Annotated in this window: 20 protein-coding genes; all 20 read right to left on the bottom strand. The window is 38.8% G+C overall.

Annotated features, from left to right (window positions below; translation table 11 throughout):
- Position 1: 1 nt before the first annotated feature.
- Complete coding sequence (lolB2, locus tag A7A78_RS05560; protein WP_094746046.1) at positions 2–628, bottom strand: flexirubin biosynthesis protein LolB2; 627 nt, start codon at positions 626–628, stop codon at positions 2–4.
- Positions 606–1,235: a flexirubin biosynthesis/transport protein LolA2 gene (gene lolA2, locus A7A78_RS05555; protein ID WP_068761454.1), complete on the bottom strand. Its 630-nt coding sequence runs from the start codon at positions 1,233–1,235 to the stop codon at positions 606–608. Before lolA2 ends, lolB2 begins: the two co-directional genes overlap by 23 nt.
- Positions 1,228–2,004, bottom strand: coding sequence for a polysaccharide deacetylase family protein (locus tag A7A78_RS05550; protein WP_068761453.1), 777 nt, complete (start codon positions 2,002–2,004; stop codon positions 1,228–1,230). Before A7A78_RS05550 ends, lolA2 begins: the two co-directional genes overlap by 8 nt.
- Positions 1,998–3,062: a beta-ketoacyl synthase N-terminal-like domain-containing protein gene (locus tag A7A78_RS05545; protein ID WP_068761452.1), complete on the bottom strand. Its 1,065-nt coding sequence runs from the start codon at positions 3,060–3,062 to the stop codon at positions 1,998–2,000. The genes A7A78_RS05550 and A7A78_RS05545 overlap by 7 nt, the downstream gene beginning before the upstream one ends.
- Positions 3,062–4,264: a beta-ketoacyl-[acyl-carrier-protein] synthase family protein gene (locus A7A78_RS05540; RefSeq protein ID WP_068761451.1), complete on the bottom strand. Its 1,203-nt coding sequence runs from the start codon at positions 4,262–4,264 to the stop codon at positions 3,062–3,064. Before A7A78_RS05540 ends, A7A78_RS05545 begins: the two co-directional genes overlap by 1 nt.
- A gap of 16 nt (positions 4,265–4,280) precedes the next feature.
- Entirely contained in the window at positions 4,281–4,538 is a 258-nt protein-coding gene (locus A7A78_RS05535; RefSeq protein ID WP_068761450.1) for a phosphopantetheine-binding protein, read from the bottom strand.
- Complete coding sequence (locus A7A78_RS05530) at positions 4,535–5,167, bottom strand: 3-oxoacyl-ACP synthase (protein ID WP_094746045.1); 633 nt, start codon at positions 5,165–5,167, stop codon at positions 4,535–4,537. The genes A7A78_RS05535 and A7A78_RS05530 overlap by 4 nt, the downstream gene beginning before the upstream one ends.
- A 4-nt stretch (positions 5,168–5,171) precedes the next feature.
- Positions 5,172–6,239, bottom strand: a complete 1,068-nt coding sequence (locus A7A78_RS05525) for a methyltransferase (protein WP_068761449.1) — start codon at positions 6,237–6,239, stop codon at positions 5,172–5,174.
- Between the two features lie 10 nt (positions 6,240–6,249).
- Positions 6,250–7,398, bottom strand: a complete 1,149-nt coding sequence (locus A7A78_RS05520) for a beta-ketoacyl-[acyl-carrier-protein] synthase family protein (protein WP_068761448.1) — start codon at positions 7,396–7,398, stop codon at positions 6,250–6,252.
- Position 7,399: 1 nt separating this feature from the next.
- Positions 7,400–7,828 carry an acyl-CoA thioesterase gene (locus A7A78_RS05515; RefSeq protein ID WP_068761447.1) on the bottom strand — a complete coding sequence of 143 codons (429 nt, stop codon included), beginning with the start codon at positions 7,826–7,828 and terminating at the stop codon, positions 7,400–7,402.
- A complete protein-coding gene (locus tag A7A78_RS05510) occupies positions 7,818–9,086 on the bottom strand; it encodes an ABC transporter permease (protein WP_068761446.1) in 1,269 nt (422 codons plus the stop codon). Before A7A78_RS05510 ends, A7A78_RS05515 begins: the two co-directional genes overlap by 11 nt.
- Positions 9,079–9,822 (bottom strand): ABC transporter ATP-binding protein, encoded by a 744-nt coding sequence (locus tag A7A78_RS05505; protein ID WP_068761445.1) that lies wholly within the window; start codon positions 9,820–9,822, stop codon positions 9,079–9,081. Before A7A78_RS05505 ends, A7A78_RS05510 begins: the two co-directional genes overlap by 8 nt.
- A 31-nt stretch (positions 9,823–9,853) precedes the next feature.
- Complete coding sequence (darH, locus tag A7A78_RS05500) at positions 9,854–10,849, bottom strand: BtrH-related acyltransferase DarH (protein WP_068761444.1); 996 nt, start codon at positions 10,847–10,849, stop codon at positions 9,854–9,856.
- Between the two features lie 66 nt (positions 10,850–10,915).
- Positions 10,916–11,314 (bottom strand): flexirubin biosynthesis protein DarG, encoded by a 399-nt coding sequence (gene DarG / locus A7A78_RS05495; protein WP_068761443.1) that lies wholly within the window; start codon positions 11,312–11,314, stop codon positions 10,916–10,918.
- Positions 11,315–11,316: 2 nt separating this feature from the next.
- Complete coding sequence (locus tag A7A78_RS05490; protein ID WP_094746044.1) at positions 11,317–11,775, bottom strand: hotdog family protein; 459 nt, start codon at positions 11,773–11,775, stop codon at positions 11,317–11,319.
- Positions 11,775–12,212 (bottom strand): hotdog family protein, encoded by a 438-nt coding sequence (locus A7A78_RS05485; RefSeq protein ID WP_068761442.1) that lies wholly within the window; start codon positions 12,210–12,212, stop codon positions 11,775–11,777. The genes A7A78_RS05490 and A7A78_RS05485 overlap by 1 nt, the downstream gene beginning before the upstream one ends.
- Positions 12,213–13,346, bottom strand: coding sequence for a dialkylresorcinol biosynthesis protein DarB (gene darB / locus A7A78_RS05480; RefSeq protein WP_068761441.1), 1,134 nt, complete (start codon positions 13,344–13,346; stop codon positions 12,213–12,215).
- Positions 13,346–14,263 carry a hypothetical protein gene (locus A7A78_RS05475; RefSeq protein ID WP_068761440.1) on the bottom strand — a complete coding sequence of 306 codons (918 nt, stop codon included), beginning with the start codon at positions 14,261–14,263 and terminating at the stop codon, positions 13,346–13,348. Before A7A78_RS05475 ends, darB begins: the two co-directional genes overlap by 1 nt.
- 3 nt (positions 14,264–14,266) lie before the next feature.
- The gene (locus tag A7A78_RS05470) at positions 14,267–15,148 is read right to left on the bottom strand and encodes an LpxL/LpxP family acyltransferase (RefSeq protein ID WP_068761439.1); all 882 of its coding nucleotides are present in this window, start codon (positions 15,146–15,148) and stop codon (positions 14,267–14,269) included.
- 18 nt (positions 15,149–15,166) lie between these two features.
- Positions 15,167–15,409: an acyl carrier protein gene (locus tag A7A78_RS05465; protein WP_045079317.1), complete on the bottom strand. Its 243-nt coding sequence runs from the start codon at positions 15,407–15,409 to the stop codon at positions 15,167–15,169.
- Between the last annotated feature and the right edge of the window lie 2 nt (positions 15,410–15,411).

Raw genomic sequence — 15,411 nt, 5'->3', positions numbered from 1 at the left:
ATTATTCTTTTTTAAATTTTTCCAAATCTATAGTTAGCTTGATATTGTTGTGTTTTATAGCGATTGTATCTGCAATTTTTCCGTCGGAAGAAGTAAAATCAATCTCCATTTTTTCCTTCGTTTTTGAAGTATTTACAATTTTTTGAAGTTGTCCTGTTCCTGCATTTATAAAGTAAAAGTTGAATCTTTCATCATTATGAGTTTTATAAATTCGTTGATTTTCAGATTCATAAACTTCTAAAATTTTCGCCTTTTCGTTAACCAACAATTTAAAATCATCTTTTAAAATGTTGATAATGAATTTTTTGTCCAATTCTTCAACTATAAAATTCTTCGTAAAAGTATCGTCTTCAAACTGAAAATCAAACAGTTTACTGCCGAATTCAGTTGTAAAAACCACGCGATGACTTTTAGCCGCAATCTTTTTAATGATTAAAATTCCACCAAAATTCTTTCCGTAAACTTCAATTTTTGCTTTGTAAACATAATCTATTTCAGCATTGGAAAAATACGGATTTTCCACCTCAATTTTTGTGAACGGAACCTGGCGAAGACCCTCCGTAGTCTTTAGCGAGCAGGAAGTTAAAACTACCGTAGCCAAAAGGCTAATTGCTAAAAACCGAATCATTAATAGTAGTGTTTAACGTGCGATTGCTGAAAATAATTCGGGTAAAATCCTGTGATGGCTCTACCATTTTCACTTCGAAAACCTGAGCGTCATTTTTGTTAAAAAGCAATTCGAATGAAGCGATGTAACTCGCTATTTTCTTATCCTTTGGAATAAAAACCGCCTTGTTGTATTTTGAAGATTTATAGAATGAAACCGTAAAATCAGAATCGTTGAACATATTTCCTTTTACGCTATTTACGATAAGCTGATTGAGTTTTTTAAAAAGTTTGCTGTTGCCAATATCCACCTTGCTTTTGGTTCCACCGTCGTTGATGAGCAGTTGGTCTTCCTTAAAAATCACGCTGTATTGGTATGGATTTGTATATTCCCACTTCACTAATCCGGGCGCTTTAAAAACCATTTTTCCAGATGTTTTTACGTCATCGGCCAAAAAATCGAGGTGTTTGTATTGCACAAAATCGGTTTTTATAGTTTGGGTGGCTTTTGCCGAAGCAATTACTTTTTCCTTAAAAGCTGCAATTTCCGAAGCATTCATCGTAACATCCTGCGCCTGAATCGTACTGCTAAAAGCAATAAAAAATAATAATAGAAAATAATTACGCATAGGCTTCAATTTCAAGCAAGCGATCCACCGGAACCGACTGCAATTTGTGCGATTGCAAAGTTAACAATAACTGTTCCAATACGGCAACGGTTTTTGTACTGCTGTCGTGAAGTAGAATGATATCGCCCTTTTTTAAGTTGGAAGTGATACGCTTTATAATTTTTTCTTCGGAAATATTTGTAGTGTCAAAGCTGCGTTTGCTCCACCCGATTGAATAATGTCCCGTATTCTTCAATCCTTTTTTAATGTTCGGATTGGTTACGCCGAAAGGTGGACGAAAAAGTTTCAGTTCCTTGCCAATGATTTCCTTTAGAACTGAATTAGTTTTATTCAACTCGGCAATAACTTTTTCCGAAGAAAAAAATCCAAAATTTTTAGAATGCGAATACGAGTGGTTGCCAATGGTATGGCCTTCTTCAAGAATTTGACGGACTATTTCTGGATGCTTTTCAGCATTTTTTCCAATTAAAAAAAATGTGGCTTTTGCGTCATGTTTTTTCAGAAGTGATAAAACTTTTGGCGTGAATTCTAGGTTTGGCCCATCGTCAAAAGTGATGGAAATATGATTTTCCGAAGTTTTGTAATTGTGATTTAGAGATTGCAAATGATAGTTCAGTTTAATCTGAAACGAACCTATTGCGGTAATCAAAAACCAAATAAATACAAAAAGCACATAAAGCCAAGCTGGAACATAGCCAAAAAAACCTCCCAACAGTAGTCCAAAAAAAACTACCAAAGCCAAGGCGTTTATGGTGTAAAACCTCAACATTTTCTCAATAATACAAGGCTGTGATTTTGGCCGCGGTATTGGTTGTAGCACAAAACCGTTTTAAATTCGGAAGTATTGATTTCGTTGAGTTTTACGATTTCGGGAACAGCCTGGGTTTTCAATATTTTTGAAGCCAACCAAACCCCAAAAGCCGAAACAGTGTTGTTTTCGCCCACCAAATGTTTGTAAAAAACCTGTTGGGTTTTGCTGAAAATTCCTTCGGAAAGTTTGTTGTAATATCCATCAAAATCTACATCGCCGTTGTTCCCAAAAACAACCAAATCAATGTCGTCGATCTTCAAATTATTTTCTTTTAAAAAATTTTCAATTGCTTCTGAAACCTTCTCTTTTTGAAGCGTGTTAAAAGTTTCTACTGCAACCAATTCGGCGTAACAGCTTTTTGTCTTTTCATTTGAAACCACAAAAAAATTGGCACCTTCACTGAAAACAGCGCCTTCGGTTTTTGAATCTAAAACTCCCGAAATTGTTACCGCCTCAGGTTTTATGTGATTGATTGCGCGATGCACTTTTGTGGTATGCTCGCCCAATTCTTCCACGCCGCCAACCAAAATATGTTCGGCTTCATCATTTTCAAGCTGCATTTTCGCGTCCAGCAGCGCAGATTCAACCGAAATTGCGGAATGCACATAAGTGAAATTATAAGCTTTGCATTCCATCCCTAGTGCAATCTGCCCTGCAACGGTGTTGTGTGTGCTTTGAATGAAAGAGGTTGGCGTTAAATATTGCTCGTTGTTGTCAATTATGGCGCTCACAAATTTTTCGGAATCGATCATACAGCCCATTCCCGTTCCGGTAATGATAGCGTCCACGGTCTCAATTCCTGCTTCGTCCATCGCAATTTTGGAAGCAACTACGCCCATTTTTATACCTTTTGCCATTCGGCGGGCAGCGGCTGGCGGAATGTATTGTTTGTAATCTGGGTCTTGGGCGAAAATTACGGTATCGTTGTAATTGATAATTTCATCTAAAAACCTACTATTATCATAGGTCTTTTGGGGTGAAATAGAAGCGATGCTATTTATATAAACTTTCTTCATTACGCTTCTTTTGAAAATATGACTGTGGAACAATTCCCTCCAAAACCAAGCGAATTTGAAAGTACCGTGTTCAATTCCTTTTTCTTTAATTCCGTTTGTGGAATCATTGAAAATTCCTTCATCGGGGTTTTAAAATTCAGGTTTGGAAAGATGATATTATTTTGAAGTGCCAAAACAGAATAAACTGCCTCAATTGCTCCAGCCGCGGCTAAAGTATGACCTGTAAATGCTTTGGTGGAACTGAATTCAGGCATTTCTTCCCCAAAAATTCTAAGTATCGCACGCCCTTCCGAAAGGTCATTATTTCCCGTGGCTGTTCCGTGGGCGTTGATGTAATCTATTTCCGAAGCTTTTAAATCGGCAACTCTCAAAGCTTTTTCCATCGCTAAAGTCGCACCGTCGCCATTATCTGAAGATGCGGTTTGATGAAAGGCATCGTTGGCATTGCCGTAGCCTTTTACGTAGGCTAACACTTTTTTGTTTTCGGCTTTTACAATTTCATCACTTTCCAAAACCAAAAAAGCTGCGGCTTCACCCAAGTTCAAACCTTTTCGATTTTCATCGAAAGGCGTATTAAAAGTATCGCTTAAAATCATCAAGGTCTTAAAACCGTTGATGGTAAATTTCGAAAGACAATCTGCGCCGCCGACCACAACCCGATCCAATTTTCTGGATTTTATCAAGCGTGCGCCCAGCATAATAGCATTGGCCGCTGAAGAACACGCGGTACTGATTGTAGTTACCAAACTTTGTTCAATCCCCAACTGCTCCGCGATTTTCTGTGTGGAATCGCCCGCGTGGTGGCTTTCAATGTATTTTTGTGGTTCTTTTTCGGTAAGGTATTCGTAATAATACTTCTCAGTCATATCCATCCCGCCCACGCTGGTGCCGGAAATGATGCCCGTTTTGTATTTTTTGATGTCGGTGATTCCTGCATTGGCAATGGCTTCTTTTGCGGCAATTACACCAAGCATTGCGGTACGCGAATAATTATTTTCTGGCGGAAGATTGAGTTGGGCAATCAATTCATCATTAGTGAATTTCACTTCCCCAACCATAATTTCATCCCGCTGAATGGTTTTCACATTATCAACGCGCGTGATGCCTTTTCTTTCGTTTATGAGCGCATCATAGTTTTCTGCTACATTGTTGCCAATTGCAGAAATAATACCCATTCCGGTTATGGCTACGCCTTTGCTCATAATATTTTACACGAAATTACTTTGTGCGGTGTTCCTGAATATAATCTGCCATTACCTGCACAGATTCAAAAATTTTCTTTCCTTCTTTCGGGTCGCTCAAACGAATGCCATAATCCTTGTCCAGCATAACGATAAGTTCCAAAGCATCAATGGAATCCAATCCAAGTCCGTCGCCAAAAAGTGCGTCATCGTCTGCTATGTCTGCCACTGAAACATCTTCAAGATTTAATTGTTCAATGATTTTTCCTTTTAATTCTTCTTTTAATTCACTCATAATATGTTGTATAATCTGGTTATTTCTTCAGTTTTATGTTCAATTTCGCCTTGTTTTTCAACTAAATATAAAAAAGCATCGTAGCTGTTTTCGTCTAAATCTACCCAACCACAAAGTACTTTTTCTGCTTTTCCGCTTCGCAATAAACTGTTGGCGTACAGTTGCAAATGTTCCGCATTAAAGCGGGCAAAGATAAAAAAACTATTTTCAGAATACAGCCTGTGCTTGATACTTATCTCGCCCAAACAAATATTTGGCAAGGTGTAAACAAAAACCGCCGGACTGGGAAAATATTCAGCATCGTTTTCTATTGCAGCTTGGTGTTTTCGGTCGGTGTCCAAACTGGATGCTTTGTTTGAAAAAATTAAGGCAATATTATTTTCTTCTTCGTTTAAATTTTCTTTTTTCAACAAAACATCTGCCGCCAAAAATGCGAGCTTGCTGAGATTGTCCATTTTGAAAAACTTGGAATAATCCGTTTGCAAAAACTTGTATGCGTTTTTTATAAAAGTTGAAAAATCTTCTGCCCCGATAGTTATCGGGACCTCACTAAAAAGTACATTTCCATTCAATGAAACCATTTGGTTTTTAATGTGGCAATAGCTTTTTATGTGAAAAGTTTCAGTCAAAATTCTATTTCTTTTCGCAAATCAACATGGTGTGATATTCACCCAATTGGATGTCTTCTTTGAGTTTTAAACCAGCCTTGTCAATCAATTTCATAAAAACACTGGCCGGATACATTTTGCTGTTTCCGTTGGCAAGCACCGTAAAATACAGCGAAGTGGCTTCCAAAATAAATTGTGAAGCGCGAAAGGCCTGTCTATCCGTAAAGGTTTCAACAATCACCAATTCGGCATCATCGTCCATGGAGTTTGCACAAATGCTCAACACTTTTACAATTTCTTCTTCAGAAAAACAATCCAAAAACTGGCACATCCAAATTAAGTCTGCCCCGCTCGGAATTTGTGGGTTTTCCGAAAGCCAATCAATCGGATGGCCAGAAATTCTATCTTTAAAACCATTGCTTTCGGCATTGGCCAAAGCCATGTTCAATTGGCCCGGTAAATCAACTATTTTCACATGTACCTCTTCATTGAAATTACAGCATTTAATAGAAAATTTGCCAGTATTTCCGCCAATATCGAAGAGAGTTTTCGGCTTTCTTTCAAAAATTTTTTCCAAGGCTTCCGCAAAAATATCGTCGGAATAATGATGGTCAAAATCAAACCACGACTTTTGTTCGGCAGGTTTCAACTTTGAAAGTCCTTCGTAAATAGTTGGCCATTGCCCCAGTTCTTTCAAACCTTCCGGTTTTCCGGTTTTTATGGATTCGTTTAAATGAAACAAGCCCTTGTAACATACATCGTGCGCAAAATTAAGGTTCACGCTGGCCGTTTCGTTATAATTTAAGAAATAGCCCACTTTGGTCAGTTCGTATTGCTCGGCATCATTTTTACTAACAATATTCGAAGTTTGCGCAATTTCCAAAAGCACGCCAACTCCGTAAGGGCTAAGGGAAAGTTTTTGCGAAATCTCTTCGGCTGTTGGCCCGCCTGTTATCCGTTGGTCAAAAATATAATCGAGAATCCCGAGTTTCCGAAGCGAAACCGAAGCTTGAAAAACAAAGGGCGCAAAGGCTATGCGGTGCGCTTCTTCCAAAGCTTCAATGGCATTCATTTTTTTTGTGGTTGTTTGCATTTATGGTCGGTTAGTTGTTTGTTTTTTTAAAAATTACCGCTGTGTTGCAACCCCCAAAACCCGATGCGGTTTTTAGGAAGGTGTTTAACGTTTTCGGCGTATTTGTTTTAATGATATTTATGTTTTTTGAGACGCCAAGTTCGGTAAATCCTTTGGATGAAAAAAGTATATTTTTTTCCATAGAATGCATTCCTACAATGGTTTCCAATAATCCCGAAGCTCCCAAAGTGTGGCCAAAATAGCCCTTTAAACTATTGAGGGGCACATTTTGCATTTCCAAACGGCTGAAGGCGATGGCCTCCATTTCGTCGTTAAAAGGTGTGGCGGTGCCGTGTGCGGAAATATAATCGATTTCTTTCGCATTCAAGTTTGCCTCTTTCAGTGCGGCTTTTACACTTCGGAAAAGTCCTTCGCCGGTTCGCGACGGACCCGAAATATGGTTTGCGTCGTTGCAGGTTGCATCGCCCAAAATTTCAACGGCTTCCTTTGGAAGATTTTTTTCGGAAGAAGTAACCAAAGCACTTGCGGCAACTTCGCCGAGATTTATTCCAACCCTATTCTTATCATAGGGTTTGCAAGGTTCGGCCGATAAAGCCTGAAACGAATTGAATCCCGAAAGAATAAACTTCGTCACCAAATCGCCGCTTGTTATAAAAACGTGGTCGTATTTGCTTTCGGAAATAAAACGCTTTGCTGCAGAAATTGCCAAAATACCCGAAACACAGGCGTTTGAAAGAATAATTGCTTCATTTTTAAAACCGAAAAAGTGTTGGATTGTTTTCCCCAACTCGCTTAAATATGCTCGACTTTCGGGAAAATTGCTGTCTTTTTCAAGCACATCAATATTCCCTTTTGTGGTTGAAATGATAAGTCCAACATTTTCATTTAAAGGAATTTTTGAAGCATCGACAACATTTTTCAAAGAAAGCAACATCATTTGTTCCAACTTCGTAAAAGCTGAAGCATCGCCAATTTTGTTGAATTCATTTTTTACTTTTTCAGAAGAAATCATGGAAGCGCAAAACGGTTCTGGCAAAAGGGAAGCATCATCGAATTTTGCAAGGCCCGATTTTCCTTTTGAAATATTTTCAACTACCGTTTCGTTGTCAAAACCTAGACTGCTTAAAATATTGTTATATGAAATGAAGGTTTTACCCATTTTACAATCCCATTTTTTCCTTCCATTTTGCAAAAAATTCAGGCTTTGTAAGAGAAAGTTCTCCCTTTTCGTTCAAAAAAACCTGAACCGTTTCCCCTAAACAGGCAAGTCTTCCTTTTGGATCAAAAATTCGATATCTAAAAATCATTTTTGCCGCAGGCGAAGGAATAAAGGTTGTTTTTATAGTCGCTACATCTCCGTAACGTAGCGGCAACTTATGCTCGCAGGAAGATTTTACGATTGGTGAAGTGTAACCATTTGCCTTCTGTTCTAAATATGAAATTCCGTGCTCACGCCCAAAAGCCTCGCGGCCATCCTCAAAATACTGTATATAATTGCCGTGCCAGACGATTCCCAAAGGATCTGTTTCGGTGAATCGTACTCGGATTTCAGAAGTAAAGCTTATTTCATTTTTGTTTTCAGACGGCATTTTTTCTTCTATTATAAATTATTGCTATTACGATTGTTGTGAGGAAGAACAACAATAATAACGAAATTTCGGGAAGGATTTTAACAAAACCCACATTTCTTAAAAATACATCGTAAAACGCTTCCAAGCCCCAGTTCATCGGAGAAATTTTGGAAACAAACTGCATAAATTTCGGCATTACAAAAACGGGTACCCAAACGCCGCCCAATGCCGCCAAAATGACCACCGAAGTGGCGCCAAACGGTGCTGCCTGTTCCTGTGTTTTTGCTACAGTGCCAATCAGTAATCCCAATCCTATCGCGGCAAGCCCAGAAAAAAGCGCGACTAAATATAGCATCGGCAACTTGCCCGAAACATCAACTCCCGGAAGGCCGATGGCGGGAAAAAGAAAAATTCCCACGAGCAGCATCAACGTAAATTGAACGAGACAGACCGCGAGATAAACGATTGTTTTTCCGCCCAAAACGGTAGCATAACTCACCGGAGTGGTCCGCAAACGGACAAAAGTGCCTTGGTTTTTTTCTTTTAAAAGATTGATTGAAAGTGGCACAATTATGAAGAAAATGGCAAACAGCGTCCACGCCGGAACGTTGTGTTGTGCTGAGTTCGGAATGATTTCTTCGTTATTTTTTGTGGGAAGAATTTCTTTAAAAGCGATAAAACTTTCAGTTTCGAAAATCGGTTCGGAATCGTCCTCGCCCAATTCCGTTTGAAACGCTTTGTAGATGCTTTGCGTTTCAATTTTCGAAATCATTTTATCGATGCCGTTTTTCACGGAAGATTTAAAGCTTAGCTGCGTTGCGGGGTCAAAATACAAACGGACTTCCTTTTGCGGAATAACTTCTTTTACAACCGCCAAAGTGTCTTCTTCCAACCCAAATTTCGATAAAATACCTTCCACATTTTGATCCACTTTCTTTTGAAGCGATGCCGAAAGATTTTCGGGAATTACGATGGCGAGTTGATAATTTCCGGAGAAAACAGCCTCCTTTGCCTCTTCTTCGGAAGATTTCTGCAGAATTTCAAACGAATTGGATTCGGAGAGATTTTCGACGATGTTTTTTGAAACTTCGCCTTTGTCATTATCCACCAAAAGCACGGGAATTTTTATATCGCTAATGGTTTTGAAAGTGCTGTCCTGCACCAAAGTGATGACAATCAAAAGCAACAACGGCATTATAAAAAGAATCGCGATTCCGCCCAAATCGCGGATTAGCAAAAGCATTTCCTTATATGTGGAAGCCCAGAGTTTATGCATGGTCGCGAAGCGCTTTGCCGGTTTTTGCCAAAAATACTTCTTCAAGATTTTTGGCTTCGGGTTGGTTTTTTATCAATTGTGAAGGAACTCCTTTTACAATAATTTCTCCGCGGTCAATAATAGCGACGTGGGTGCAGAAAAATTCGGCTTCGTTTAAATGGTGTGAGGTGTAAACTATTGTGGTTCCTTGTTTGTTCAGCAATTTTAAATGGTCAATAATCACATTTTTAGATTGCACGTCCACGCCTACGGTAGGCTCGTCCAAAAAAAGCACTTTTGGTTCGTGGAGAATTCCGGCAATCAAGTTTACACGACGCTTCATTCCACCGGAAAACGTATCGGTTTTTTTATTTGCGAATTTTGAAAGCCCCATTATTTCCAGATGTTCGTTAATGGAGTTTTTTAAAATTTCGCCTTTAATTCCGTACATACTTCCAAAGTATTCTAAATTCTCAAAAGCGGTAAGTGTCGGATAAAGTGCGTATTCCTGCGGAACGATCCCAATTAATTGTTTCAATTGGTTTTTGTGTTCCTTAAAATTCAATCCGTTTATCGTGAAAGAACCCGAAGTGGGCTTCAGCAAAGAAGTGAGCATGGAAATAAGCGTGGTTTTTCCAGCACCGTTTGGGCCGAGCAGGCCGTAGATTTCGCCTTCTTCAACTTTCAAATCAAGGTTTTTTACCGAAAAGTATTCGGCGCCTTTGTATTTTTTTGAAAGTTGGTTTATTTCTATCATAAGCCCCCTAAATCCCCCAAAGGGGGACTTTTTATATCGATTTCTTTAATTTCTTAAAAAACACCTTTTCCAAATCGGCAATATTATCCAATTGGTCAGCGACTTTATTATAGCTGTCAGTTTGCGCGCTTCGGTTTTTGTAGATTCGGGAAGCCTCAAGTGCAAAATCGCGCCATAAATCGCCAATCTCGGTCATTTCTTTTGAAAGTTCAATTAAGTTTTCATTGCCTAAAAGTTTTCCGGCTTCCTGTAAAAATGCCGCATAAATATAACGGAAGCCGCCACCGCCAGTTCCTATTTCTTCTTGCATCCGCACTACTTGTCCTAAATAATGGTTTGCAGTTTTAATACCTTTTTTCTTTGGCCATTTTCTGATTAAACCAGCGATTTTGTGAATTCCTTTTACGCCCACAAACGAAACTGGCGCAAGCATGGCTTTACAAGTATCTTTAATTCCTTTTACGATTGCTGTTTCAAGTTCCAATTTTTCGGGAAAGGAAATCGGATAATACATATGTCCTTTAGGTGCGAAGGCTCCTTTTGCAAAACGTACTTTTTCCAGTTCCTTTTCGGAAAGGGAAGTTACATCTTCCATTACAGGATCACTAATTAAATAACGATTGCCCTCTTTTCCATAAACCACCATATTGTGGGCGTTGAAATGGAAACGGTATTCATCGGGAAAATAAACCAAATTGTAAACGCCGACTTGTAAACCAACAGGATTGTTTTTTTCAAGATTTTCATCCAAACGCGCTTTAGCATCTTTCGGATTGCTGAATTTTTCGCGTTTCATTTTTACACCAGTTCGCTTTGCAAACTTTTTAAAAATATGTCCAGGCAAGGCGCGATAGGTAATTACGGGCGCGTGATTCACTTTCAACAACGGAATATAACAAAACAACAAACCGCTGCCAATACCAAAAACCATTGGTTCGCTAACGCTAAAACCGTTGTGTTTCATCAGGTTTGAGACCACTCCGTTTTCGCAATGGGCTGATTGATGATGTGTAAAGTCTATTTCCATTCTGTTGATAGTATTGTCACTATTGATACTGTGGATGCTATTGCTTTTTTTAAACTCATTGACTCCTCAACTAATCGACTTCAGCTCTTCAACTGAAATATCAAACGCATCAGCATATTTATTCAAAGTTTTCTCGCTCAATTTTTTAAAAACTGAAGGCTTAAAGTGGCGTTTTACCTTCCATTGCCAAAAGCCAACGTAGCTGGCCAAAATGCCAACATCCATTTTGTGAAGCTCCATATAATATTCTATGGGGCTTGTTTCGCCAGCAATTACACGGTCTTTTGCGTCTTGAATGCGCTCTTTTATTTCCTCGATTGCATTGTTTAATGCTACGGTTTTTGGTTCCCAGCCTGTGCTGTTTTCTGTAGTGTATTCGCCATTTTCATCAACCGCATAACAGAGTTCGCGGAAATTTGCGGATTCCAGATTGCTTTTGTCCTGTGGTACTTCCTTTTTCTTCATAATCAGACTTCATGGATTAAAAAATTCATGGTAGAAGATACAATTAATTTTTCAGCAAGAAATGTGTGGGCTTCTAGGCTGCACATTGTCATTTCGCCTGTGTCGAATCTTGAAAGAAGTTTTGCCTTTGTAACAATCGTTTCGCCAACTTTTGGAAGTTGAAAAATCTCAACTTTTTTGATGGCGCTTATGTAACCAACCAGTTTGTTGCCAGTTCCTTCCAAATCGTCTTTTTCAAAAAAAGTTTGCCCCACAATTCCTGAAGCAGCTTGGGCGGCATTTTCAATCAGCCCGGTTTCAGAGAGTTTTCCCTCTTTCAAAAAAACACAATCCTCTGAAATATAAAATTGGGTAGAAACTGAATTTTCGTCAATTTCCATTACCGAAGTGACCATCAGCATCGGGTCGCGATGTGGTAGAAAGTTGGAAATATCTAAACTTGAAACATCCATTGCTTTCATCAGCTTGCCAACACGGTTTTCATTTCACTGGATGCGATTACTTTTCCATCAAATTCGGTTTCGGCAGTTACCAAAGTTACGCCCATTATATCATGCAGCACATTTACCGTGGTTTTCAGTTCATTTCCAACGGAAGGGAGTTCGAAAATTTCAGCTTTTTTTATGGCGCCAATGTACCCAGTAGGTGCATCTTCTTTCTTCAGAAAAAATTGGTAGCCCGTGTAAAGTGCCACGGTCTGCGCCATATGCTCAATCAAGCCTGGAGCGGTAAATTTATTGTTTTGTGTAAAAATGTTTTCTTCGGAAATAGTCAATCCAGCAATCACTTTTTTTTCTTCAAAATGAAGCAGTTTATCCACCATCACAAACGGCGCTTTCTGTGGAATCAATTTTCCGATGAAATCTTTGTCCGTTATTTTTTCGGTGAAACTGTTCATTTAAACAACCGTTAAATAGGCGTAAGAATATGCAAAACGCGCACTTTCGGGTACTTGCAGAAATATTTTATCACCCTTTTTAAGTTTTCCGGAATGCACCAATTCCTCCAACATAAGATAGATGGAACCCGCGCCAACATTCCCAACTTTTTGAAGGTTCAAAAACCATTTTTCCCAAGGTAAATGCAGGCCTTGACGCTCAATTTCGTTGTAAAGATTTTCCTTGAAATAATAGGAAGAAATATGGGGCAGGTAATAATCAATATCGTCTTCGGTAATGTTGTGTTTTTCCATTGCAAGCTTCATACTTGCAACCCCTTTTTGAAGGATGTTTTCACCCAACAATTTCACATCTTGCTTCATCGCAAAAAGTGATTTTTTCCCCCAAACATCTGCGGGATATTCGCTCCAAGGTTTTAGGCTGCCATCATCAAGTTTGTCGCCACCGGCATACATACACGTATCGAGTTCAAAGGCGTAACTGTAGCCTTCCATCCATTCAATTTTCAATGGTGATTCTCCCTTTGGTTCACTTTCTAAAAGCATTGCGCCAGCGCCGTCAGACAACATCCAACGTAAAAATTCTTTGTTGAAAGCTAGAATTGGGTGTTCCTCAATTTCTTGTAAATGTGCTACCTCATCCTCAAAAATATCAGCTTTCATCCAAGAAGAAGTACGTTCAGAACCTGTGCAAACTGCATTACTCACTTGTCCAGATTTTATGGCCATGTAGCCATATTTCAAAGCATTCATTCCACTGCAACACGCACCGGACGGGGAATTTACTTCAAGGTTTCCGTTCTTTAAAAACCCATGTACCATAGCTGCGTGGCTCGGTAAAATCTGGTCTGGGCTGGAGGTGCCACAAGACAATAATTCAATATCGTTTTTGTTGAAAGTTTCATCACACAAAGCTTCAACCGCTTTTGCGGCAAGCTGTGCGTTGTTATGGGTTACGTTTCCATCTTTGTCGATGGCGTAATAACGTGTTTTTATTTGGTTGTTCCGAAGGATAATGCGGCGGGCTTTTGAGGTTTTTCCATTAATAACCCCAAGTTTTTCCTCCATCGCCTCATTCTCTACAGGCTCATTGGGCAAAAACTTCGCAATCCTTGTAATATATACGTTCTTCATTAATCCTGCTTTAATGCAACTGATGAATAATAGGCTTTATCTCGCTGTATTTTTCGATACATTGGGATATAAGTGAGCAAAAATACAATAAATACTATTGGCGCTATTAGCCATATTGCAAATAACAAATAATATTTAAAATAAACGAGCCATTTCTTTCTTTCTTCGCCCTCTTTTTTGATTAAATAGTTTGCCCATTTTGTGAAAACAACATTTCCGCGAATATCGGTGGCTATTAGTGATGGGTCAATTTTTACGGCCCCAACTTCCAAAAGATTTTGTTGCAAATTTGAATATTCATTTTGAAGCAAAGCTTCTTTAATGGGAACTCCAAAACGGGAGGCTGCATCAATGTCTTTGTCCGAAACTCCCGGTTTTGGAAAAATACCAAGCATTTTAGTTTTTTTGCCACCCATCAACCAATGTACAATTGTGATTACGCTTATATGATTCATGTTTCTATCAACCAAAGCGATATTCCCAACCAATTTCGCGTTGTTCGCAACCAATAATTTCTTCACTTTTTCCTGCGCCATTATCCACATATTTCGGCTTGCGGAAACGGTTATCACGGGCGTATTTGCGAGCAATAATTTTGCCTCTTCAGATTTCAAAAATGAATTGATTGGGATGGAAGGCGTTAAATACCAAGTAGTGTAACCCAAAATAACCAAGTCGTATTTTTTCTGAAGAATTTCTGATGGAATCGCTTCCAAAGGTGTTGGTATTTGGAGAAAGGTTTCAGGGAAAGCACCGTAAAATTCTTCCAGTTTCCACGGAAAGGGAAATTTTTTCTTCGGAAGTATTTCGCAATAGGATATGTTAACTTTTTCAACTGAAATCGTTGAAGCAATATTCTTCAGAATATCAAAAAGTTGCCCTGTTTGTGAATAATATATTATTAATACTTCCTTCATTTCTTAATCGTCCGTTTCCCAAAAATCAAAATAGTTGAACCACTGCAACGGATATTTTTTCAGCATCCACTCAACGCTTTGTGTGTATTTTTTTAATAAACCTTGCGCATCGCGATTTTTTACTTCTGCTTGACGGGCATACAAATGATAATGTTTGTTGGTTTCCTTCATTACATAAACGAACAAAACCGGCACGTTCAGCCTACTGGCCAACAAAAATGGGCCGGCGGGAAAATTTGCTTCTTTTCCCATCAACGATTCAGTCAATACTTTTTGGCCTTTCATATATCTATCGCCTGTAAAACAGACCAACTCGCCATTGCTGAGCGCATTGTTTATTTCAAAAATATGCGACATATCGTCTTTCACCAAGATAAACTTTACATTGGAACGCAGGGTTACTTTTTCCATATATTCCTTGATGTTCTGATGTTCGGCATCGGTGGTTACAAGGCTTATTTGCGAACGGGTATCAATTTCCTCAAAAAAGAATTCGGCAATTTCAAAATTGCCCACGTGGGCACTTATCATAATGCCCCCTTGCTTTTTGTCGAGAAGCTCTATAATATTTTCGACTCCGTCACATTCATGGGTAAATCTGTTTTGCAGGCCAGAGGAGATTGCGGCCTTGTCAATAATGGTCTTGCCAAAAACATAATAACTTTTATAAATGCTGAAAACACTCTTAGTCCAAGAATATTTCAGTCTTTTACGAAAGTAGTAAAATATGGATCGGGTGCTTTTTCCGGCGAAGAATACGTAATAAAGAGCAACGAAGTAAAGCAGGCCGTATGCAGCGCGAACACCTAATTTTCTGATAAAAAATATAAAGATTTTATACCCTAAAACGGTTCCTTTGCTTTTGCCTTCCCACTCGCCCGCCATAAATAGTTATTGCAAATTTCAGCTGATTTTTGTTTCAATCAGGTCGTAAAAATCTTGAAGTGTAATAACATTAAGGAAATCCTCACCAGTCAATTTCACGCCAAAATTGGCCTCAATGGCAACTACCAAATCCACAAAATCCAAGCTGTCCAGCTCCAAAGTTTCCTTTAGGTTGGCTCTTGGTTCAATGTCTTCGGTCTCTACCTCAAACTCATCTACCAAAAAGTAGTTTATCTTCTCAACTATAACTTCTTTATTCATTT

It is taken from the genome of Aequorivita soesokkakensis, assembly GCF_001641085.1.
GTDB lineage: Bacteria > Bacteroidota > Bacteroidia > Flavobacteriales > Flavobacteriaceae > Aequorivita > Aequorivita soesokkakensis.
This window is presented reverse-complemented; position numbering and strand designations above follow the sequence as displayed.